Genomic DNA, 22,045 nt, shown 5'->3' with positions numbered 1-22,045 from the left:
CTCTCTAGAGTACACCTTGGAGCTGGCCTCCCTGGCCTCTTCCCATGACTGCTTCCCCCCCCGCCTCTGGCGCGTCTCCTGACGACGGCTCGTTCCTCGTCGGCCGTTCCGTCGGTCCCTACCGGATCGAGGAGCGGATCGGCGGCGGCGGTATGGGCGTGGTGTACCGCGCGACGGATACGCGTCTTGGCCGGACCGTCGCGCTCAAGTTCCTAGCGGCCCGCCTCCGCGCCGATCCCACGGCGCGCCAGAGGCTCCGCGAAGAGGCCCGCGCCGTGGCGGCGCTGGACCACCCGCACGTGGCGAGCGTGTTCGACGTGGGCGAGACCGAGGACGGCCGGGAGTACGTCGCGATGGCGTTCTACGAGGGCGAGACGCTGGAGGCGCGCCTCCAGCAGGGGCCTCTGGCGCCAGAGGCCGCGGTCGAGATCGCGTGCCAGATCGCGAGCGGGCTGGGCGCGGCGCACCGCGCCGGCATCGTACATCGTGATGTGAAGCCCGCGAACGTGATGCTGGTGGGAGAGCCGGCAAGCGCGAAGGTTCTGGACTTCGGCATCGCCAAGACCGAGCACGTTCACCTGACGCAAGAGGGCGAGAGCGTCGGCACGGCGCTGTACATGAGCCCGGAGCAACTCCGCGGCGAGCCCACCGACGCGCGCTCCGACGTGTGGGCGCTCGGCGCCGTGCTCTACGAGATGCTCGCCGGGCGCCGACCGTTCGGGGGCTCGTACGCCGCCGCCATCGGCTACGCCGTGTTGCACGAGGACCCGCCGCCTCTGGCGGGAGACCTGCCGGACGGGTTGGAGGCCGTGGTCCTTCGGTGCCTCGCCAAGTCGCCAGAAGCCCGCTACGCGTCGATGGAGGCGCTCGCGGCGGACCTCGACGCTTTCCAGGATGGCCGCGTGCCCCCGGCGCCGGAGGCGACGCCTGCCCGAGCGGGTACAGGCCTCTGGCGCTGGGCGGCGGCTCTCCTCGCGGTGGTCTTGGTGGCCATCGCAGTCGTGGTGCTCTGGCCGGAGCCCGCGCGAGCCGAGTCGCAGCGGCTCGTCGTGCTCCCGTTCCGCGCCAGCGGCCCGGATGCGGAGGCCCTGTCCGAAGGGCTGGTGGAGGCGGTCACGAGCAAGCTCGGCGCGCTTGGCCCCTTGCGGGAGCGCGTGCGCGTGGTGCCCGCGAGCGAAGTGGAGGCGGGGATGACGCCGAGCGAGGCGCACGAGCGCTTCGGCGCCACGCTCGTGGTCGAGGGGTCGGTCGCGACCGAGGGCGACGAGGTCCGCGTCACGTTCGGACTCGTCGAGGTGGGGCGCGAGGGGCCGGTTCAGGGTCCGACGGAGCAGATCGACGACGCCAGAGGCTCTTCTTTCGCACTACAGGATGCCGCCGCGCTCGGCGTGTTGCGGATGCTCCGCATCGAAATCGGGGCGGCAGAAAAGAGCGCGCTGGCCTCTGGCGGGACCGGGGACCCCGAGGCCAACGAGCGGTACCTCCGCGGCCGCGGCGTGCTCCGCAACCAGCAGTCCGACGCCGACGTGGCGCGCGCGCGGGACCTCTTCGGGGAGGCGATCTCGCGGGACCCCGCCTTCGCGCTCGCCTACGCCGGCCTCGCCGAGGCGGAGTGGCAGACCTACCGCCGGACCGACGCGGTCGAGTGGGCGGACCGCGCCATCGCCAACGCCAAGCACGCGCTGGAACTAGACGATGGTCTCGCGGAGGTCCACATTTCGCTCGCCATCATCTACCAGGGGCGCCAGCGCTTCCGGGACGGTCTGGCCTCTATCGACCGCGCGCTGGAGATCGACCCCACCAACGGCGAGGCCGTCCGGCGGCAGGCGAAGATCTACGCCGACCTGGGCCGCGCGCCAGAGGCCGAGCGGGCGTTCCGGCGCGCCATCGCGCTCGCGCCGGACCTCTGGCGCCCCTACAACAGCCTCGGCGTGTTCTACCTGGACGAGGGACGCGCTGCGGAGGCCGCCGCGCAGTTTCAGAAGGGGTTGGAGATCAATCCGGTCAACCTCTCGCTGTTCATCAACCTCGGGGTCGCGTCGGTGATCTCGGGAGACTTCGAGCAGGCGCAGCGGGCCTTCGAGGAGGTGCTGCGTCTCGACCCCGACGACTCCGACGCCGCCTACAACCTCTCGACCGTTCGGGCGTTTCTCGGCGATACGGGGGGCGCCGTTGAGGCGGCCCAGCGCGCCGTCGCCCTCCGGCCCGACGATTATGAGGCTCACGAGGCGCTTGCAGAGGCGCTGTGGAACGCGGGCAAGCAAGGGGAGGCCCGCGCCTCGTTCCAGACCTCTCTCCGCCTCGCACGCGGGCACCTCACCGTCGGGCGTGATCCGGACGTGTTGAAGGTCATGGCCCGGGTGTTCGCGCTGAGCGGCCAGCGGGACAGCGCCCGCGTCTACCTCCGCGAGATCGGCGAGCGCATCTCGCCAGAGGCCGCAAGCGTGCAGGAAGTCTTCGTCATCGGCGTCACGCACGAGCTAGCGGGGCAGCGGGCGGAGGCGCTCTCGTGGCTGCGGAGCGCACTGGACCGCGGCTTCGGTGCCGAGCAGATCAAGCGGTCTCCGTGGCTCGGCGACCTGCGCGAAGACCCCCTCGCGATTTCCCTCCTCACCCCCGATCCCTGACCCATGAAACGACTCCTCTGCCTCGCGTTTCTCCTCGCCGCCGCCTCTGGCGCGCAGGCCCAGGATTCTCCGACCCCCGACGAGCAGGACGAACAGCGCATCCGGGACGCCTACGACCGCGCCGCGATGTTTCAGGTGCTGCACGTCACGCGGATCGAAGGGGAGGGGTACGTCTACTTTTTCGAGCCCTCGCAGTCGTTCCAGGATCAGGACGCTCGCGGCGAGCCCCGCGTGCTCTACTCCCAGGGCGGCGCTCTCATCGCCCGATCGACCGGCGTCAGCAAGGCGATCGTGTTCGTGGAGAGCAGCTACGACGGGTATTCCGGCCTGGCCCCCAACGGGCTGCTGCTGACCGAGGACAACCCGGTCGGCCGGATGGAGACCACGCAACGGGACGGGCGCCCTGGGCCCTTCCTTAGCAGCCACACCATCCGGGTGCTGGTCTGCACCAGCCCTGCCGACGAGAACGGGTGCGACCGGTGGATCGAGGCCACGCCCCCGGGCGCCGACGGGTCGGACATCTTCTACGGGACCGAACTCCTCATCATCAGGGGGCCTGAGTTGGGAGGCGAGGCGCGGCCCGTCGACGACTAGCCCCGGCCTCTCGCGCCGACCCTCTCGCCAGAGGCCTCTGGCGCGCAGCGGGCCCAGTCCTGCTGCCACCTGATGTGCATCCGCTCCCTCCGGTTCTATGAAACGCTTGTTGCTCGGCCTCGCATTCGCACTCGCCGCCTCTGGCGCTCAGGCGCAGGACGCGCCGCCGGACAAGAACGCGGAACTGAGAGACGCCTACGACCGCGCCACCGCTTTTCAAGTGCTGCACGTCCAGCGCGATGGCGAAGGGGGCTACGTCTACCAGTTCGAGCCCTCGCCATCTGCCGCCGGTACAGACGCCGACGGCCAACCTCGCGTGCTCACCTCCGATGGTGGCGTGCTGATGGTTCGGTCGAGTGGTGTGCCGAAGGTCCTCGTGTTCGTGCAGAGCGACGGCGGACCTCTCGGGCTGTCTCCCAACTCGCTGCTGCTCACCGAGGACAACCCCGTCGGCCAGATGAAGGTGGTGGAGCGCGATGCTCGCAGCGAGGACCCACTCTCTCGCTACACCCTGCGCGTGTACGTGTGCGTCGCCTCGAACGGGAAGGACGGCTGCGCGCGATGGGCCGAGGCGGCCCCACCCAAGGCGGAGGCGTCGCTCGGCGGCACCCAGCTTCTCCTTCTCGACGGTGGCGAGGCCAGGCCCGTCGAGGACTGAGAGCCTGCCACGTCATCCGCCAGAGGCCTCTGGCGAAAACCAAAAGCGCCCGGCCCCCACAACGGGAGCCGGGCGCGATGCCGTTCAGCCTCTGGCGCCAGAGGCGCCGGGCGGTCTAGCTGTTGACCGTGAAGTCGACGCGGCGGTTCTGCGCCTGGCCGGCCTCGGTGTCGTTGCTCGCCACGGGGCGGGCCTGGCCGTAGCCGACCGCCGTGAGGCGCTCTGCGGCGATGCCCTTGTCAGCGAGGTAGGCCAGGACGGCCTCCGCGCGCTGCTGGCTGAGCTGCTGGTTCGTCTGCGCCGAACCCGTGTTGTCCGTGTGGCCACCGATGGTGACGTTGAACTGCTCGTACTCCATCAGCGTCTCGGCCACCTGATCCAGGATCGTGGTGGACGTGCCGACCATGTTGGCCGTGCCGGTCGTGAACTGCACCGGCTCGATCAGCGCCTCCTCGATCCGCGCCTCCGCCGCGACCACGTCGGGGTCTGGGGCGACGACGTTGATCTCGGAGAGGTACGAGTACCCCTGCGGGACGGCGGCAGCAGCCTCGGCGTCGAGCGCCATCTTGTCCTCCTCGGAGTCCACGTCGCCGCGGAGGCCGATCTGGCGCTCGCGGAGCGTGATGCCCGGGTTGGAGCGCACGCGGCCGAGGTAGCCCAGGAACGTGCCCATGCCTGTTCCCATGCCGCCAGAGGCCTCCGCCGACGGGTCGACGAGGAGCTCGTTGCGGACCGTGGCCGTCGGGTAGACGGCGTTGGCCTGCTCGGCGATCTCGGCCTTCATCGCCTCGGTCGGGACCGTGCCCGTGAGGACGACGTCGCCCCCGTCGAAGCGGAGGTCGAAGTCGTAGGCGTCTGCCATCACGTCGCCACCGGCGACGGACGCGGCACCAACGGGCACCAACTCGCTCTGGCCGATGGTCTCAACGCCGGAGCCGGCGAGGAGCGGCGCAATCACGAGCGCGACAACGGAGATGAGCTTGACGAGGATGTTGAGGCTCGGGCCGGAGGTGTCCTTGAGCGGGTCGCCCACCGTATCACCGGTGACGGCCGCCTTGTGCACGTCGGAGCCCTTGCCGTACTTCACGCCGTCAAACTCGACGCCGCCCTCAATGCGCTTCTTCGCGTTGTCCCAGGCGCCACCGGCGTTGGACTGGAAGATGGCCATGAGGACACCGGAAACGGTCACACCCACGAGCAGGCCACCGAGCATGTTGGCACCGCCGACGAAGCCGATGAACACCGGCGCAGCGAGGGCGAGCAGGCCCGGAAGCACCATCTCGCGGAGAGCGGCCTTGGTCGAGATGTCCACGCAGCGCGCGTGGTCGGCCTTGGCCGTGCCCTCGCGGAGACCGGGGATCTCGGCGAACTGACGGCCGACCTCCTTGATCATGTCGCCAGCGGCGCGGCCGACGGCGTTCATCGCCATGGCCGAGAACACGAACGGCAGCATCGCGCCCAGGAGCACACCCGCGAGGATGTTCGGGTTGGCGACGTTGATGGAGTCCAGGCCGGCCTGCTGCATGAACGCTGCGAACAGCGCGAGTGCGGTCAGGGCAGCCGAGCCGATCGCGAAGCCCTTACCGATAGCGGCGGTCGTGTTGCCGACGGCGTCGAGCAGGTCGGTGCGCTCGCGAACCTCTGGCGGAAGCTCCGCCATCTCGGCGATACCACCGGCGTTGTCGGAGATCGGGCCGTAGGCGTCGACGGCGAGCTGGATGCCCGTCACGCTCAGCATGCCGAGCGCGGCGATCGCGATGCCGTAGAGGCCCGCGGCCCAGAAGGAGCCCATGATGGCGAGCGCGAGCACGACCGTCGGGAGGCCCGTCGAGTACATGCCGACGCCGAGACCCGCGATGATGTTGGTCGCCGAGCCCGTAACGGAGGCGCGAGCGATGTCGGTCACAGGCTTCGTGTGGGTCGCCGTGTAGTACTCGGTGATGAGACCGATGGCGGTACCCGACGCGAGGCCGATCACGACGGCCAGGAAGACCTTGAACGACGTGTAGGTCTTGATGCCGACGATGAGCGTGTTGGCCTCGAACTCCGCCGGGAGCATCCACGTGATGATGAAGAAGCTCAGGATGGCCATAAGGCCCGCTGCGCCGAACTCACCGATGTTGAGCGCGCGCTGGGGGCTGCCGCCTTCCTTGACCTTCACGAAGAAGGAGCCCAGGATGGAGACGAGGATGCCGACCGCCGCGAGCACGAGCGGGAGCAGGACCGCGCCGAGAATCATGCCGCCCTGTGCGTCGAGAGCCGTCATGAACGCGCCACCGAGCACCATCGCGCCGATGATGGAACCGACGTAGGACTCGAAGAGGTCGGCGCCCATGCCGGCCACGTCGCCCACGTTGTCGCCCACGTTGTCGGCGATGGTCGCCGGGTTGCGGGGGTCGTCCTCGGGGATACCTTCGTAGACCTTGCCCGCGAGGTCAGCGCCGACGTCGGCGGCCTTGGTGTAGATGCCGCCGCCCACGCGCGCGAAGAGCGCGATGGAGGACGCGCCGAGCGAGAAGCCGGCGAGCACGTTGAGGGAGCGCGTGAGCTCGAAGTTGCTCAGGCCCACGACGCCGTCGGCGTCGAACATGCCGGAGTAGACGACGAAGAGGCCGCCGAGGCCGAGGAGGCCGAGGCCGACCACGGAGAGGCCCATGACCAGACCGCCCGAGAACGCCACGTTGAGCGCCTCACCGAGGCTCGTGCGAGCCGCGTTGGTGGTGCGGACGTTGGCCTTGGTGGCGACGCGCATGCCGAAAAAGCCCGCGAGGCCGGAGCAGACCGCTCCAACGATGAACGAGAGCGCGATCAGCGGCGAGGAGTCCTCGCGACCGAGGTTCACCAGCAGCAGCAGCGCGGCGACGACGACGACGAAGACGGCGAGCACGCGGTACTCGCGGCGGAGAAACGCGTTGGCGCCTTCCTGGATGTCGCCAGCGATCTCAGCCATCCGGTCGGTGCCGACGGGCTGCTTGTTGACCCACTGAGAGCGGAGAAAGGCGTAGCCCAGCGCGATCACGCCCGCGAGGGGCACGAGCAGGGCTAGTAAGGATTCGTTCATCTGAAAACGGGGTGGGTGAGTGTCCGGGTTAGCCCCGGCGGTTGTACTGGTTCATCGCGGTGGTCATCCCGTCGCGGGCGAACACCAGTGCCGCCTCGCACGCGAGGGCGACGGCATCTCGGGCAGCCTCGCGCTCGTCCTCGGGAAAGGGAGAGAGCACGAAATCGACCTGCGTACCGGGCGCAAAAGTATCCCCCACACCTACACGCAACCGGGGAAACTCGGTGGAGCCTAGTGACTGGATAATGCTCTTGATGCCGTTGTGACCGCCAGCACCGCCCTTTGGCCGCAGCCGGAGCGCGCCGACGGGTAGCGCGAGGTCGTCGTAGATCACGAGGCCGGCCTCTGGCGCGAGGTCGTACTCCGCCAGGAGCTCCGCCAGAGGCCCGCCCGAGCGGTTCATGAACTGCTGCGGCTTGACGAGCAGGACCGGCACGCCTTCCCAAACGGCGCGGGCCACGAGCGAGCCCGCCTCCGGCGTGGTCACGGCCACACCCAACTCGTCCGCCAGGCGGTCGATCACGGCGAAGCCGATGTTGTGGCGCGTGGCGGCGTACTGCGCGCCGGGGTTGCCCAGGCCGACGAGCAGCACCTGGGGCTGCGGCCTCGGGCGTGAATCCCCGGAAGCGGTGGCGCCAGAGGCCGCGGGCGCGGAGCGGGAAAGGAGGCGGCGGAGGAAGCTCATAGAAACAAAAAGAGCCCTCCTCCCGAGCGGAAGGAGGACTCTCCGGGGGGAATGGCGTTCGCCAGAGGCTTAAGCCTCGGCGTCGTCGCCAGCGGCGTCGTCGGCGGGGGCCTCGTCGGCAGCGTCGCCGAGGAGGAGGGCGTCGTCGTCCGCCTCGACTTCCTCAACGCGAGGAGCCGTGATGGAGACGATGGTGCGCTCGGGCTCGGTGAGCACGTCGATCGTGTCGCCGAGCGAGAGGTCGGAGACGTGCAGGGAGTCGCCCACCTGGAGCGTGGACACGTCGATGGTGACGTAGCCCGGGATGTCCTTCGGGAGGCTGGAGATCGTCAGCTCGTGGAGCGGCTGCGCGAGCTGGCCACCGGCCTTGATGCCCGGAGCCGTGCCTTCGAGGCGGATCGGGATGGTGAGCGTCAGCGTCTGGCCCTTCGTCAGCGCGAGGAAGTCCACGTGGAGCGGCTCGTCGGTGATCGGGTGGAAGTCGATGTGCTTGAGGATGGCCTCGTGGTCCTCGCCGCCCATCGTCACCTCGACCCGGTAGTTTTCGGTCGTGTGGATGAGGGGGCGGAGGTCGAGAGTGGGCACGGAGAAGTGCACGGGCTCGGTGGACGGGCCGTAAAGCACGCAGGGGACGCGGCCGGCGTTGCGGACGGCCTTGACTTCTTTCTTGCCGCCTTCGCGGGGCTCGGCGGCGTGGAGGGTGATGGAATCCATATCAGGAGGGGGTGTGCTGGAAGTCGGGGCGCCAGAAGCCTCTGGCGGGGCGGCGGGCGCCGCGCGGTCACCTCACGATTGGCGCTCGCGCGCCGGAGGCGTCAGTCGTCGAAGAGCGTCGAGATCGACTCGTCGGTGTAGATGCGGTGGATGGCGTCGGCGAAAAGCGGCGCCACGGTGATGACCTCGATCTTGTCGCTCTGGCGGCGGAGCGGGACCGTGTCGGTCACGATGAGGCGGCTGAGCGCGCTGGCCTCGATGCGCTCGTAGGCGGGGCCGGAAAGCAACGCGTGCGTGCAGAAGGCCTGGATCTCCAGGGCGCCAGAGGCGTGGAGCGCGTCGGCGCCGGAGGTCAGCGTGCCGGCGGTGTCCACCAGGTCGTCGATGAGGAGGCAGTTGCGGCCCTTGACATCGCCGATGATGTTCATGATCTCGACCTCGTTGGCCTGTGGCCGACGCTTGTCGATCAGCGCGAGGTCGGCGCCGAGCTTTTTGGCGTAGGCGCGGGCCACCTTGGAGGCGCCCACGTCTGGGGCGACGACCACGAGGTTCTCGCGGAAGGCGGCGCCCAGCGGGTTCGTGTCCAGCCACTCCTCGAACACGACCGAGCCGTAGAGGTGGTCGACGGGAATGTCGAAAAAGCCCTGGATCTGCGCGGCGTGGAGGTCCATCGTCAGCACGCGGTCCACGCCGGCCTCTTCTAGCATCCGCGCGAGCATCCGCGCGGCGATGGACACGCGGGGCTGGTCCTTGCGGTCCTGCCGGGCGTAGCCGAAGTAGGGGATGACGGCGGTGATGGTGCGCGCGCTCGCGCGGCGCGCGGCGTCGACCATCAAGAGGAGCTCCATCCAGTTGTCGCCGGGGGGCGGCGTGGACTGGATGATGAACACCTCGTGTCCGCGGATGGACTCGTCGTAGCGGACGTAGATCTCGCCGTCGGAGAAGTTGCGGAGCGTGACGCCGCTGAGGCCCTCGCAATCCGCATCGTCCGCGATGCCGCGTGCCAGCGCCGGATTGCACCGGCCGGCGAAGAGCATGATGGGAAGGTTGTCGTGCAAAGCGGATCGCGGGGACACAGAAGCGGGAGGCTAGCCCCGCCGGAGCCCCTGGGTCTACCCCGCGCGGCGCCTTTCACCGCGTTTCCGCCAGAGGCCTCGCGAATGCAAACGGTTGAAGGCGGAGCGTACGCCCCATCCAACAGGCTCGGTTACGCTCGCATCGCGCCAGAAACACCCCTGTCGCGCCTCTGGCGCCAGAGGCCGCCGACCGCGGCCTGTGTTGCCCCAGGAGGATTCGAACCTCCACAACCACTTCCAAAGAGTGGTGTGCTGCCATTACACCATGGGGCAAACGTCCGCGGCCCGGCGCCGTGCGCCAGAAGCGGAACAGAGCGAAACTACAGAAGCCTCTGGCGCTCTGTCGGCCGGCACCCCGTCCTTGCTCCCCTTTTCATTGCCCGCACCCCGCCCCGCCCCCGATCCGCGCGACGCCATCGGCGTGCTGGGAGGCCTCGGCCCGTACGCCGGGCTCGACCTCGTCCGCGCCATCTTCGACGAGACCCACGCACACGCCGACCAGGAGCACCTGCCGGTCGCGCTGCTCTCGTACCCGGGCCGCATCCCGGACCGGAGCACGTGGATCCACGACCACACCGCGCCGAGCCCGGTCCCGCCCATGCTGGACGTTTTGCGGAAGCTGGACGACGCGGGCTGTGCCGTCGCCGGGATCCCGTGCAACACGGCCCACGCGCCGGCGCTGTTCGACCTCTTGCGCGGCTACCTCGCCGCGGACGGGCGCGACATCCGGCTGCTCCACATCGTGGACGCCATCGTGGCGCGCGTGCAGGAAGTGGCGCCAGAGGCCGAGACGGTCGGCGTGCTGGCCACGGACTCGTCGATCGCGAACCGGCTTCACGAGATCGGACTGGAAGCGGCCGGGATGCACGCCGTGGTGCCTCTGGCGGAGGTGCAGCGCGAGGTGCAGGCGTCGATCTTCGATCCGTCCTGGGGGCTCAAGGCGTTCTCGCACCCGCCGAAGCCGAAGGCCCGCGAGGTACTGCTCCGCGCGACCGAGCACCTCATCGAGCGCGGCGCCGAGGCGGTCATCTTGGGCTGCACCGAGTTGCCTCTGGCGATCCCCGAGGCCGTCCACGACGCCAGCGGCGTGCCGTTTGTCAGCTCCACGCGGGCGCTCGCGCGGGCGCTGATCCGTGAGACGCACCCGGCCAAGCTCAGGCCCCTGACCTAGCTCGCGCCCCGGCCTCTGGCGCTAGAGGCGGCGGCATGTGTGCGTTCTATCTTGGCGCCCCGCCCGTTCCTGGGCAGATCCGGACCCCGAATGCTTCGCGAACGCAGTCTCTTCCTCCAGCGCGGCCTCTTCCTGGCGGACCTCGCCCTTATCGCGGTCGCGTGGGTGGTGGCGTACGTCATCCGCTTTCAGGTCCTGACGCCGGTGGACTCGGTCCCGCTGAGCTACTACGTGCAGTTCCTGCCGTTTGTCGCCGCGATCTGGGGCGGGGCGTTGTTGCTCTCGGGGCTGTACCAGACGCGCCGCGCGCAGCGGCTGACGCTCGTCGTGTGGGCCGTGGCGCGGGCGGTTGGGCTGAGCCTTCTGGTCTCGCTGGGGGCCTCGTTCTTCTACCGCGAGTTCTCGTTCTCGCGGCTGCACATGGTGTTTTTCGCCATCCTGTCGTCGGGCTTCCTCGTCGGCCTGCGGCTGGCGATCTACGCAGGGCTCCGGCGCGCGCGGCAGAAGGGCGCGAACGTCCGGCGCGTGCTCATCGCCGGCGCGGGCAAGGCCGGTCAGCGCCTCTCGCGCGCGTTCCGGCACTACCCGTGGATGGGCTTCGAGGTGGTGGGTTTCCTGGACGACCGCGGCACAACGGTGGAAGCCGAGCCGCCCGACCCGTTCTACCCGGAGCAGACGTTTACGCCAGAGGTGATCGGCACGCTGGAGGAGGCCGGCGAGGTGATGGACCGGCTCGCGAGCGAGAACCGGCCCGTCGACATGGTCTACGCCGCGCTGCCTCTGGCGGCGTCGCGCAAAATCGAGGGGCTCGCGGCGGAGTGCTCTATCCGGACGGCGAGCCTGGCGCTCGTGCCCGACCTGTTCCACATCGAGCTGCTTCTCAACAGCCGGATCTCGGACGTGGACGGCCTGCCGGTTATCCACCTCATGGACGAGGCGCCGTTCGACATCCGAACGGTCGTCAAACGAGGCCTCGATATCGCGTTTTCGGGCCTCGTGCTGCTGGCGCTCGCGCCGCTGCTGGCCGGCATCGCGATCGCCGTCAAGCTTTCCAGCCCGGGCCCGGTCTTTTACCGCCAGAGGCGGATGGGCCTGAACGGGCTCACGTTCGACATGCTCAAGTTTCGGTCCATGCCTGTCAACGCGGAGAAGGCCTCTGGCGCCGTCTGGGCGCAGCCGGGCGAGAACCGCGCGACGCGCGTGGGCGCGTTCCTGCGCAAGACCTCGCTGGACGAGCTGCCGCAGTTTTTCAACGTGCTCCGCGGCGACATGTCGGTGGTCGGGCCGCGGCCGGAGCGGCCGGTCTTCATCTCGGAGTTCCGCCACCGCATCCCTGGTTACATGCTCCGCCACAAGGCGAAGGCGGGCATCACGGGCTGGGCGCAGGTCAACGGCTGGCGCGGCGACACGAGCCTGGAGAAGCGCATCGAGTACGACCTCTACTACATCCAGAACTGGAGCCTCGCCTTCGACCTCAAGATCATGGCGATGACCGTCGTCAAGGGGTTCGTCAACGAGAACGCGTACTAGCCTCTGGCGCCAGAGGTGGAGACTTCGGGCGGGAGCGCCAGAGGTTAGAGGCCCTGGCTGCCCAGCAGCGGCGTGAAGCGGCCCGTCACCAGGCGGTAGTACTCGTGGTGCGCGTTCGCGGGCTCCGTCGAGCGGAAGAGGTAGTTCTGCTCCACCGTCCGCGTGATGGTGTCCACCTTGTCGATGGCGAGCGAGTACCGCTGCCGCACGGCCTGTTGCCCGACCACGCACGGATCGTCGCGTCGGGCGACGAGCGAGGCGCGCATCCGCTCCCAGTAGCCGAGGTAGGCGCGGACACCGATGTGGTACTCCAGCATGGCCGCCTCCGTGTCCAGCAGCGTCCGCTCCACGCGGTCGTAGAGCGCGAGGGACTCGGCGCCGCCGTCGTCGATGGCGGTCTGGAAGGCGCCGTTGACGGCCCGGAAGAACTCCGGCGGGGCGGGAAGCGGGGCGGGCTCGCCCGTCAGGCTTTGCATGTAGGACCGCCGCGTGCCGCCAGAGGTCGCGAGGACGGAGGTGAACTGGGGGAGCAGCGCGGCGTTGGACGCGCTGAGCGAGCGGAGGTCGGCGTGGAGCTGGTCGATGGCGTGGAGCGCGCACTCGACGCGTTCGAGGCGCTGGAGGTCGTCCACGCGGCGGCTGCTCTGGCCGAACAGGCCGGAGACGACCGAGCGCGCCGTGCCGAGCGCGCGGCTGGCGGCGTCGATCTGCGGCACGAAGCCACCCACCGCGACGGCGGCGTCGCTCGTGAGCCCGATGCGGCTGACGAGTTGGTCGAACCACGTGCGCGCGCGGTCGTCGCGGAGCTCGCGGCGGATGTCGGCAAAGGCGGTGTCGAAGCCCTCGTAGGTCGTCGGGTCCGTCAGTTCGAGGACCGTCCCGAAGAAGTCCGTCACGAGGGCCTGCCCTTGCAGCGCGCGCGTGTTGGACTCGATGTCGCGGAGCACGTCGAACCCGCGCTGGTACTTGACGCGGGCCACGTTGAAAAAGCGGTTGCGCTCGGCGCGGTCGCGACGCTCCGCCAGCGCGATCTGCCCCTCAAGCGCGTTGATCCGGTCGATCTGCTGGTCCTGCTGCGCCACGCGGTCGCGGAGCGCGCGGGCCTCGCTCTCAATCCGGGCGATCTCGCCCTCGAACCGGGCAGTGGCGGCCTGCTCGATAGCGGCGACGGTGGAGTCCGTCTCTGCCGGCTGGGCCGCGAGCGGAGCCGTGAGGACGAGGGCGAGGGCGAAGCTGAAGAGAGCGCGCATCGGCGTCGGGGCGTGAAGGGGCGGGAAGCTAGGCACGCCTCTGGCGCGCGCGTTTCCCTCAAGAGGGAGCGGTGGGCGCAAAGCCGATCTCGGGGTAGAGGTCTCAGGGCGACGTCTGCGAGCGCTGCGCGATCAGCCCCCTCCCGGCCCCCGCGTCTGGGGGAGGAGATGCCTTGCTATCGGGACCCGCAGCCTCTGGCGCCAGAGGCCCGGATCACGAGACCGCCTCTGGCGGGATCAGCCCAGGCCGAGAAGCTTCCCGCCCTGGTAGATCGCGAACGAGAAGCCGTACGCGAGGGCGAACATGTAGCCCCACATCGCCAGAGGCCACAGCCAGGAGTTGAGCTCGCGCTTGGCGATGGCGAGCGTGCTCATGCACTGCAGCGCGAAGACGAAGAACACCAGCAGGCTCACCGCCACGAGCGGCGTAAAGACCGGCGTGCCGTCGGGGTAGCGGTCGGCCTTGATGGCGTCGCGCAGGGCCAGGCTTTCCTCGTTGGCGTCGGCGCCGGCGCTGTAGATCGTCGCGAGGGCGCTCACGATGACCTCGCGCGCGGCGAACGAGGCGACGATGCCCGCCGAGATCTTCCAGTCGAAGCCCAGCGGGCGCATGACCGGCTCGATGGCGTGGCCGAAGCGGCCGATGTAGCTGTTGCGCACCTGGTAGCCCGCGACCTCGTCCTGCACGAGTTCGGCGTCGGCGGCCTCTTGCGCCGACGCAATCGACGCGGCGTCGGTCTCTTCCAGCTCGGCGCGGACGTCGGGCTCGACCTCGACGAACCGCTCGCCGACCTGCGCCTCGGCCGCCTCTGCTTGCGCCGCCAACTCCGGCGGGAGGTCCACCTTGGGGTAGCTCGCGAGAAACCACAGCACGATGCTGAGGCCGAAAATGATCTTGCCCGCGCGGACCACGAACACCTTTGCGCGGTCGCGCATCCGGCGCCAGAGGTGCTTGGGCTGCGGCATCCGGTACGGCGGGAGCTCCATCACGAAGGACGAGCCCTCGCCCTTGAACACGAACTTCCGCAGCACCCACGCCGCGAAAAACGCCATCACGGTGCCCAGGACGTACAGCGAGGTCATCGCGAGCCCCTGGTACCCGATGATGCCGAACAGGGCGCCAGAGGGGATAAAGGCCGCGATGAACAGGACGTAGACCGGCAACCGCGCCGAGCAGCCCTGGAGCGGGACCACCATGATGGTGATGATCCGGTCGCGCTCGTCGGCGAGGGTACGGGCGGCCATGATGCCCGGAATCGCGCAGGCGTACGCCGAGAGCATCGGGACCACGCTCGCGCCGCTGAGGCCTACGCGGCGCATCGCGCGGTCCATGATGAACGCCGTCCGGGCCATGTAGCCCGAGTCCTCCATGAGCCCGAGAAAGAAGAACAGCAGCAGGATCTGCGGCAGGAAGATGAGCACGTTGCCGACCCCGCTCAGCGCGCCCTCCACCATCACGTCCTCGAAGACGCCGTCGGGCAGGACCGCGCGCATCCCCTCGCCGGTCACGCCGACCAGCCACTCGATCAGGTCCATCGCCGGGACGGCCCATGAGAACACGGCCTGGAAGATGACCAGCAGCACGCCGCCGAAGATCAGCGGCCCCCAGATCTTGTGCGTCACGACGGCATCGATCCGGTCGGAAAGCGTCGCCTCGCCAGAGGCCGCCTCTTGCGTCACGACCCGGGCCGCGACGGGGCTGATCCAGCCGTAGCGGCCCTGCATCTCGGCGATCTTGTACGGCACGGGCCGCGCCTCCAGCCTCTCTCGCGTGGCCAGAATGGTCGCGTGGAACTGCGGGGCCTTGGTTTCCCAGGCCGCCAGAAGCGGGTCGGACGTGAGCGCGCCCAGCACCTCGAAGCGGCGCTGCCCCTCGGGGACGGACGCGGCCTCTTGCGCGAGGGCCTCCGCCAGAGGCTCGATCTCGGCCTCGACGGCGGGCATCAGCTCCCAGCCCACGCCCTCGGCGCGCTTCGGCGGGTTCAGGATGGCGGCGCGGAGCGCGTCGATCTCGGCCTTGCGCGCGACGATGGGGAGGACGGGCACGCCGAGCGTCTGCGCAAGGGCCTCGTGATCGACCGTGATCCCAGCCTCCTCGGCCGCGTCCATCATGTTCAGCGCTACGACCGTCGGCAAACCGAGGTCGAGCACCTGGGTGACGAGGTAGAGGTTGCGCTCCAGGTTCGTCGCGTCCACGACGCAGACGACCACGTCCGGCGCGGGCTCGCCCTTGATCCGGCCCACGAGGGCGTCAAACGCCACGCGCTCATCGACCGAGCGCGGGTTGAGGCTGTACGTCCCCGGCAGGTCCACGATCTCGACCGCCGCCTCGCCGTCGCCACGCCCCGCCAGAAGCCCGCTTTTCCGCTCGACCGTCACGCCGGGGTAGTTCGCCACCTTCTGGAACGAGCCGGTCAGCGCGTTGAACAGCGTGGTCTTCCCAACATTGGGGTTGCCCGCCAGGGCAACGGTGTGGACGCGTGTGAGGGTTTCCATGCTACCAGTAGAGGCCTCTGGCGCCAGAGGCGGATGCGTTCTGTACACGTCGGTTCACTCTGCGTCCCAGGCCTGCGGCCACCATACTCGCCCGTAACACCGAGGGGCAGGTCACGACGCCACCTCGATCACCACGCGCGACGCCTCGGCCTTCCGCACGGAGAGGTGGAAGCCGCGGACGCGGACATCCATCGGGTCCCCCAGGGGGGCCAGCCGCACGACCTCGACCGGCGTGCCGGGCACAAGGCCCATTTCCAGCAGACGCATCGGTGGATCGCCGTCGTAGCCAGAGATGGTGCCTCTAGCGCCAGAGGCGAGCGTGTCCAGCGTCTGCGTCACGAGAGGCCTAGGGCGTGTCGGTCGCGAAGAGGCCCATGGCGACCTCGCGGCGGAGGGCGACGCGGGAGGCGCCGAGCGCCAGCACGCACTTGTCGCCGGTCGCCATCACGCAGGCGTCGCAGCCCTCGCGGATGCCGAGATCGCGTAGGCGCGAGCATGTGGCATCGTCCAGGCCCATAAAGCACACACGGATCGTCTTCCCCGCGGGGAAGGACGAGACCGGAGCGGGAGGGGCGTCGAACACAGGGGTGCTTATCTGGACCGGTTCTAAGGTAGGCTGCGGCGGGCCTATGCGCTCGGTCAAGTTTTGTTGCAGGTCTCGCGAGGTCGGCGGGTGGCCTCTGGTGCCAGAGGCGCGGCTGTCGAAAGAACGTGAACCCTCGGCGCGTGAATGCGCACGCGGAGGAACCGCGCGTTTTTCAACCCCCGTAGCGCCCAGAAGTGCGACCCTTCGGAAAAGCAGACGCCTCGCATGATCCTTCTCCGCGACCTCTCCCTCGCCTTTGGCGGCCGCCAACTCTTCGACGGCCTCACGTGGACCGTCCGTCCCGGCGAACGCGTCGGCCTCGTCGGTCCCAACGGGGCGGGCAAGACGACGCTTCTGAAAGCCATCGCGGGAGAGCTCCCGCTCGATGGCGGCGAGATCATCCGCGAGGGGAACGCGACCGTCGGCTTTCTGCGGCAGGACACGCAGGAGCACGACACGTCGAAGTCGCCTCTGGCGGAGGCGCGAGAGGCCTTCGGGGACGCGCTGGATCTGGAGCGCGAGGCGCACGAGATCGCCGACAAGATGGAGGCCATGCCGGACCATACGAGCGAGGCCTACGAAGCTCTCGTGTGGCGCATGGGGCGCGTGCAGGAGCAGATGGCCATGCACGACGTGCACTCCATCGAGGCGCGGACGGCGACGGTCTTGGGCGGGCTCGGCTTTAGTGCCGAGGAGATGGAGCGCCCGCTCTCCACGTTCTCGGGCGGCTGGCGCATGCGCGTCGCGCTCGCGCGGATGCTGCTCTCCGAGCCTGATGTGCTCCTGCTCGACGAGCCCACCAACCACCTCGACATTGAGTCCATCGGCTGGCTGGAGGGCTACCTCAAGAACTACCCGGGGGCCGTCGTCCTCGTCTCACACGACCGGTACTTCCTGGACCGGATGACCAACCGCACCGCCGAACTGGTGCGCGGCCAGATCGACGAGTACGCGGGCAACTACGACTTCTACATCAACGAGCGCGAGGAGCGCCGCCGCCTCTGGACGGCGCGCTACGAGAACCAGCAGAAGGAGATCTCCGAGATGGAGCGCTTCGTGGAGCGGTTCCGCGCCAAAGCCACCAAGGCGAAGCAGGCACAGAGCCGCATCAAGGCGCTGGAGCGCATGGAGCGCATCCCGCCGCCGCCGCAAGAGGCCGGCGAGATCCACTTCCGCTTTCCCGACCCGCCGCCGAGCGTCCGCGTCGTGGCCGAGGTCTCGGAGTTTTCCAAGAGCTACCCCAACGAGGAGGGCGGCGAGAACGTCGTGTTCGATCGGGCGCCGCGGCTGCTCGTGGAGAAAGGCGACACCATCGCGCTCGTGGGCAAAAACGGCGCAGGCAAGTCCACGCTTGCGCGGATGCTGCTCGCGCAAGAGGACTTCGAGGGCTCGCTGGAGATCGGCGCGCGCGTAAAAGAGGCGCACTTCGCACAGCACCAGGCCGAGGCGCTCCCGCGTGACGCGACGGTTCTGGAAGCACTGCGCGAGAAGGGCCGCGGTCAGTCCGAGACGCAGCTCCGCAGCCTGCTTGGCGCGTTCCTGTTCAAGGGCGACGACGTGTTCAAGTCCGTGAGCGTCCTCTCCGGCGGCGAGCGCTCTCGCCTTGCCCTGGCCCGCACGCTGCTCTCGCCCGCCAACTTCCTCGTCCTCGACGAGCCCACCAACCACCTCGATCTCGCGTCCAAGGACGTGCTCTCCGAGGCCATCCGGCAGTACACCGGCTCGGTCGTCCTGATCTCGCACGACCGCCACTTCCTCGACGCCGTGGCGGACCGCGTGTGGTACGCCGAGGACCGGACCGTCCGCACGTATCAGGGCACCTACACCGAGGCCGAGTGGCAGCGCGAGCAGGGCACCGCAGCGGCCTCGCTCAAGGCCTCTGGCGCCAGCGCGGCGCCCACCAAGGGCCTCGCGGCCTCCGGCCACGGAGCCTCCGGCGGCACGCAAAAGGCCATCCCGACCAAGACCGGCGGCAAGCGGACCAAAGAGGAGAAGCGCCGCGCCGCCGAGATGCGGCAGCGCGTCTCTCGCGCCACGCGCGGCGAGGAGACGTTGGACCCGGCCTCGCTCTCGCCCGACGAACTGGCTTACGCCATCGACGCGCTCGAAGCGGCCGTGGCCGCCAAGACGAAGGAAAAGGTGGACCTCGAACGAAAGCTCGCCGATCCAGACTTGTACGCCGACGCCAAGCGTTTCAAGCAGACCTCGGACGCGCACGCCAAGGCCTCGGACATGGAGACCCACCTGATGTCGATATGGGAAACGCTCGCCGAGGCCGCTCTCGCTTAACCGGTCGGCCTCTGGCGCCAGAGGCCCCGTTCAGAGCGCGCACAGTCCCGCCCGTGCGGATTGTTGATCGGTCTCGCCAGAGGCTTCGGTACTCTGAGGTATTCGCCCTCCCGTTTCTGGACACTCCACTACATGTCCCGCTTCTCTCTCGTCGCCGTCGCTCTCCTCACACTCGCGGGCTGCTCCTCGGGTGGCTCCACGCAGACGGTCTCCGCCATTCCCGTGCTGCCGCCGCTGGACCCGCTGCCGGACGTGGAGGTCGTCACCCGCGCTGAGTGGGGCGCAGAGCCTCTGGCGTTCGCCGTCCCGCCGCAGACGCCGGACGCGATCACGATCCACCACACGGCCACGTACCAGAACGCGGACCGCACGCCAGAGGCCAAGATCCAGGCGCTCCAGCGCTTCTCGCTGTCCTCGGACACGCTGGATGACGGCCGCCCTAAAAAGGCCTGGGCGGACGTGCCGTACCACTACTACATCGCGAGCGACGGCACCATCCTGGAAGGGCGCGACGTGCGGCTGGAAGGCGACACGAACACGAACTACGACCTCCACGGCCAGATTCAGATCGTCGTGGAGGGCAACTTTATGGAGGAGCAGCCCACCGAGCGCCAGGTCGCGAGCACGATGAACCTCGTCCGCGCTCTCGCGGCGCGCTACGACATCCCCCGCAACCGCCTGGAAGGCCACGGCGACCGCGCAACCGGCCAGACGCAGTGCCCGGGCGACGCGCTCCGCATCTTCTTCCCCAAGTTCAAGGGCACCATGCCGCTCTCGCGGCTGGATCCCTCACGGCTCTAGAGAGCTTCAGAACAGACCGACGCCAGAAGCGCAGGGCCTCTGGCGTCGGAACGGGTTGAGCACGTGGCCTCTGGCGGCGCATAGCCGCGCCAGAGGCGGGCGCGGCTCTAGCTCGGGTCCTCGCCGCCTTCGGTGAGCTCGCCGTGGTAGCGCTGCACGTGGGCCTCGATAAACCACAGGCCGCGATCCGCGATGTGCGTGATCTGGTCGTAGAGGTCCGTGGTCCCCGGGTCGCCGATCTCGTCGGCTTTGCCGTTGTCCTCGCGGATGTACTTGGCGTACTCCGCCCAGCGGTCGGCGAGGGTGGTGAGGAAGTTGGCTTCGCCTTCTCCGGGGCCAGGGAACGGCGAGATGCGGCTGGTCTCGGCGGCCATCCGCACGGTTCCGTAGGCGTACCCGCCGAGGAGCACGACGCGCTCTGCGGCGAGGTCGGCGGGCTCTTCGAGCTTCTCTGCCAGCTCGTCGTAGAGCAGGTGGAGCTGGTAGAAGTCCTTGCCCTTCACGTTCCAGTGCGCCTGCTTCGTCTGGGAGTACAGGTCGGACGTGTCGGCGAGGGTCTGGTTGAGGAGCGCCGTGAGCTTGTGGCGGTCCTCCTCCGAGATGTCGATGCGGGTCTTGTAGGGGGTCTGCGCCGTCAGGGCGCCATTGGAGTCAGACATGGGAAGAGGTGTTGGAGAGTGGAGCCTGTAAACCCCACGCCAGGGACGGTGATCCGGCGCCACGGCGTCTTAACTCTGGCCCCCCTCATGCCACGCGAGCGCAGAGCCTCTGGCGCCAGAGGCTTCGGAGAGGGGGAGGCGCGCATGGAGTCGTTTGGAGCCTCTGCGTGGATCGCGTACGATAGGCGTACACATCTGTCCCGAACGCATGCGCGCGTTGCTCCTCTTTTTCTCGCTCCTCGTGGCCTCTGGCGCGGCGGCGCAGAACCCTCCCGGGCCGCCGCCGCCGCCGGATAGCACCTCGGCGTGGCGCTATTACCCGCTCCACCTTGGCGATGTGTGGCAGTACCGTGTGCAGGTGGATCAGGGCGAGGTGCCGCCGTACGTCTACACCCTGAGGCGCCGGGTGGAGGCGGACACCCTCGTAGCGGGCCGCACGTACGCCGTCGTGCAGGAGTGGGCGCGAGAGGTGCCGGCGGGCGCCCCGCCCCCGCCAGAGGCTCGGCGCTACCTCGCGCGGTTCGATACGCTCTCGTCGCGCGTCGCCACGCGCGAGATCGGCGCGGCGGAAGAAACGCTCTCGGCGTGCGCGCTTTCCGAGTCGTTCCCGCGGGCGTCTGGGGAGCAGCGCGAGGTGACCTGCGCGGATGGGGGGCTCTCGGTGATATCGGGCGGGTACGCGGAGTCCGTCGCCATCGGTGCGGAGACGTACACGCTCACGGCCAAGACGATCAGCCGGAGCAGCACGATCGACCGCTCGGAGACGTACGCGGCCGGCGTCGGGCTCGTGCGGAGCGCGTTCGAGGAGGCGGGGGCGCGGACGCTCGAACTCGTCACGGCTCGCATCCAGGGACGCTTCTACGGCGACGCGCCAGAGGCGGACTTCCCAGGCATCCCGGACACGACGGACGCGGCGCGGTACTACCCGCTCGCAGTGGGAGACCTGTGGCAGTACAGACTGTGTGACGGCCCTAAAGGGCTTTGCGTTCGGGATGAGGTCACGCTGACAGAGGTCATCGGTACGGAAAGCGTCGGGGACACGACCTACGCGGTCGTCCGCGACAAGGTGTACGAACGCACAGGCCTAGGCGAGGGCGACTACCTCTCGACGGGGCAGTCCCAGCGACTCGTCCGTTTTGACCGCCGGACGGCGACCGTACGTGTCCGGAACGAGGCCGACGAGAGCACGGACAGTTGCCCGCTCGACGCGGACCTGGAGGGGCAGATTCAAGGAGGCCCTTGTGACGGTGTGTCCGTCACCATGTTTGAGGAACAGGTCAAGGCGTTCACGATCGGGGAGATGTCGCAGTCTTACCAGTTGGGCGTTGGGCTGATCGGTTATTTCTCAGGCTTCAGCTTCTCCGAAGAGCTGGTCTACTCCCGCGTCGGCGGGGTCGAGCGCGGCACGCCCGTGCCCGTCGTGGACGTCGCCGGCGAAGCCCAGCCTCTGGCGACCACGCTCGCGCTGACCGCCTTCCCCAACCCCACCGCCGGGCCTCTGGCGATAAACGTCACCGGCGCTAGAGGCCCGGTGCTCGTGGAGGCCTTCGACGCGATTGGCCGTCGCGTGCTCTCGCGCGAGATCGCGCCAGAGGCCAGAATGGAGATCGACGCCTCCGGCTGGGCACCCGGCGTCTACGTCCTCCGCGCGACCTCTGGCGAACGGTCCGCAACCGCGCGCGTCGTACGGCGCTAGGCCTCCGACGCCAGAGGCGCGTGGACGTTGTCACCGCGAGGAGCGCAGCGACGCGGCGATCTGGTAGGCCGTGCCCGGCGCCATGGGACCGCCGCGCATCGCTCGCGCTGACAATCGCATAGAGAGGCCTCTTGCGCCAGAGGCCGAGCCGG

Annotated in this window: 17 protein-coding genes, 1 tRNA gene and 1 pseudogene; 8 read left to right on the top strand and 11 right to left on the bottom strand. The window is 69.1% G+C overall.

Annotated elements, in window-relative coordinates:
• Positions 1-44 precede the first annotated feature (44 nt).
• The 3 genes from BSZ36_RS12040 to BSZ36_RS12030 all read left to right on the top strand — a co-directional run bounded on the left by BSZ36_RS12040 (position 45) and on the right by BSZ36_RS12030 (position 3,879).
• Positions 45-2,627: a serine/threonine-protein kinase gene (locus tag BSZ36_RS12040; RefSeq protein ID WP_094549269.1), complete on the top strand. Its 2,583-nt coding sequence runs from the start codon at positions 45-47 to the stop codon at positions 2,625-2,627.
• 3 nt (positions 2,628-2,630) lie between these two features.
• Positions 2,631-3,221: a hypothetical protein gene (locus tag BSZ36_RS12035; RefSeq protein ID WP_094549267.1), complete on the top strand. Its 591-nt coding sequence runs from the start codon at positions 2,631-2,633 to the stop codon at positions 3,219-3,221.
• 97 nt (positions 3,222-3,318) lie between these two features.
• A complete protein-coding gene (locus BSZ36_RS12030; protein WP_094549265.1) occupies positions 3,319-3,879 on the top strand; it encodes a hypothetical protein in 561 nt (186 codons plus the stop codon).
• Between the two features lie 115 nt (positions 3,880-3,994).
• Here BSZ36_RS12030 and BSZ36_RS20095 read toward each other — a convergent pair whose 3' ends face one another.
• The 6 genes and pseudogenes from BSZ36_RS20095 to BSZ36_RS12005 form a co-directional block, all read right to left on the bottom strand.
• Positions 3,995-4,444 (bottom strand): OmpA family protein, encoded by a 450-nt coding sequence (locus BSZ36_RS20095; RefSeq protein WP_342760092.1) that lies wholly within the window; start codon positions 4,442-4,444, stop codon positions 3,995-3,997.
• Positions 4,445-4,816: 372 nt separating this feature from the next.
• A pseudogene (locus BSZ36_RS12025) lies at positions 4,817-6,940 on the bottom strand (sodium-translocating pyrophosphatase); the annotation flags it as partial.
• A 28-nt stretch (positions 6,941-6,968) separates the two neighbouring features.
• The gene (pth, locus tag BSZ36_RS12020) at positions 6,969-7,625 is read right to left on the bottom strand and encodes an aminoacyl-tRNA hydrolase (protein ID WP_094549261.1); all 657 of its coding nucleotides are present in this window, start codon (positions 7,623-7,625) and stop codon (positions 6,969-6,971) included.
• A gap of 69 nt (positions 7,626-7,694) precedes the next feature.
• Positions 7,695-8,339, bottom strand: a complete 645-nt coding sequence (locus BSZ36_RS12015) for a 50S ribosomal protein L25 (protein WP_094549259.1) — start codon at positions 8,337-8,339, stop codon at positions 7,695-7,697.
• Between the two features lie 101 nt (positions 8,340-8,440).
• Positions 8,441-9,376 (bottom strand): ribose-phosphate diphosphokinase, encoded by a 936-nt coding sequence (locus BSZ36_RS12010; RefSeq protein ID WP_094551306.1) that lies wholly within the window; start codon positions 9,374-9,376, stop codon positions 8,441-8,443.
• 241 nt (positions 9,377-9,617) lie between these two features.
• Positions 9,618-9,688 (bottom strand) — tRNA-Gln (locus tag BSZ36_RS12005).
• 103 nt (positions 9,689-9,791) lie between these two features.
• Here BSZ36_RS12005 and BSZ36_RS12000 point away from each other — a divergent pair.
• Positions 9,792-10,586, top strand: a complete 795-nt coding sequence (locus BSZ36_RS12000; RefSeq protein WP_179271167.1) for an aspartate/glutamate racemase family protein — start codon at positions 9,792-9,794, stop codon at positions 10,584-10,586.
• 90 nt (positions 10,587-10,676) lie between these two features.
• Positions 10,677-12,116: an undecaprenyl-phosphate glucose phosphotransferase gene (locus tag BSZ36_RS11995; protein ID WP_094549254.1), complete on the top strand. Its 1,440-nt coding sequence runs from the start codon at positions 10,677-10,679 to the stop codon at positions 12,114-12,116.
• 44 nt (positions 12,117-12,160) lie between these two features.
• Here BSZ36_RS11995 and BSZ36_RS11990 read toward each other — a convergent pair whose 3' ends face one another.
• From BSZ36_RS11990 to BSZ36_RS11975, 4 genes are all read right to left on the bottom strand, one after another.
• On the bottom strand, positions 12,161-13,366 hold the full coding sequence (locus BSZ36_RS11990) for a tol-pal system YbgF family protein (RefSeq protein ID WP_094549252.1): 1,206 nt from the start codon (positions 13,364-13,366) through the stop codon (positions 12,161-12,163).
• 237 nt (positions 13,367-13,603) lie between these two features.
• Entirely contained in the window at positions 13,604-15,862 is a 2,259-nt protein-coding gene (gene feoB, locus BSZ36_RS11985) for a ferrous iron transport protein B (RefSeq protein ID WP_094549250.1), read from the bottom strand.
• A 111-nt stretch (positions 15,863-15,973) separates the two neighbouring features.
• Positions 15,974-16,201: a FeoA family protein gene (locus BSZ36_RS11980; protein ID WP_179271166.1), complete on the bottom strand. Its 228-nt coding sequence runs from the start codon at positions 16,199-16,201 to the stop codon at positions 15,974-15,976.
• A gap of 7 nt (positions 16,202-16,208) precedes the next feature.
• The gene (locus tag BSZ36_RS11975; RefSeq protein ID WP_218827656.1) at positions 16,209-16,445 is read right to left on the bottom strand and encodes a FeoA family protein; all 237 of its coding nucleotides are present in this window, start codon (positions 16,443-16,445) and stop codon (positions 16,209-16,211) included.
• Between the two features lie 228 nt (positions 16,446-16,673).
• Between BSZ36_RS11975 and BSZ36_RS11970 the strand changes: the two genes are divergently transcribed.
• Positions 16,674-18,737, top strand: a complete 2,064-nt coding sequence (locus BSZ36_RS11970) for an ABC-F family ATP-binding cassette domain-containing protein (protein ID WP_179271165.1) — start codon at positions 16,674-16,676, stop codon at positions 18,735-18,737.
• 132 nt (positions 18,738-18,869) lie between these two features.
• Positions 18,870-19,538: a peptidoglycan recognition protein family protein gene (locus BSZ36_RS11965; RefSeq protein WP_094549246.1), complete on the top strand. Its 669-nt coding sequence runs from the start codon at positions 18,870-18,872 to the stop codon at positions 19,536-19,538.
• 107 nt (positions 19,539-19,645) lie between these two features.
• Here BSZ36_RS11965 and dps read toward each other — a convergent pair whose 3' ends face one another.
• Positions 19,646-20,197 carry a DNA starvation/stationary phase protection protein Dps gene (dps, locus tag BSZ36_RS11960; RefSeq protein ID WP_094549244.1) on the bottom strand — a complete coding sequence of 184 codons (552 nt, stop codon included), beginning with the start codon at positions 20,195-20,197 and terminating at the stop codon, positions 19,646-19,648.
• Between the two features lie 208 nt (positions 20,198-20,405).
• Between dps and BSZ36_RS11955 the strand changes: the two genes are divergently transcribed.
• Entirely contained in the window at positions 20,406-21,893 is a 1,488-nt protein-coding gene (locus tag BSZ36_RS11955; RefSeq protein ID WP_094549242.1) for a T9SS type A sorting domain-containing protein, read from the top strand.
• Positions 21,894-22,045 lie beyond the last annotated feature (152 nt).

The organism is Rubricoccus marinus (assembly GCF_002257665.1).
Classification (GTDB): Bacteria; Bacteroidota; Rhodothermia; order Rhodothermales; family Rubricoccaceae; genus Rubricoccus; species Rubricoccus marinus.
This window is presented reverse-complemented; position numbering and strand designations above follow the sequence as displayed.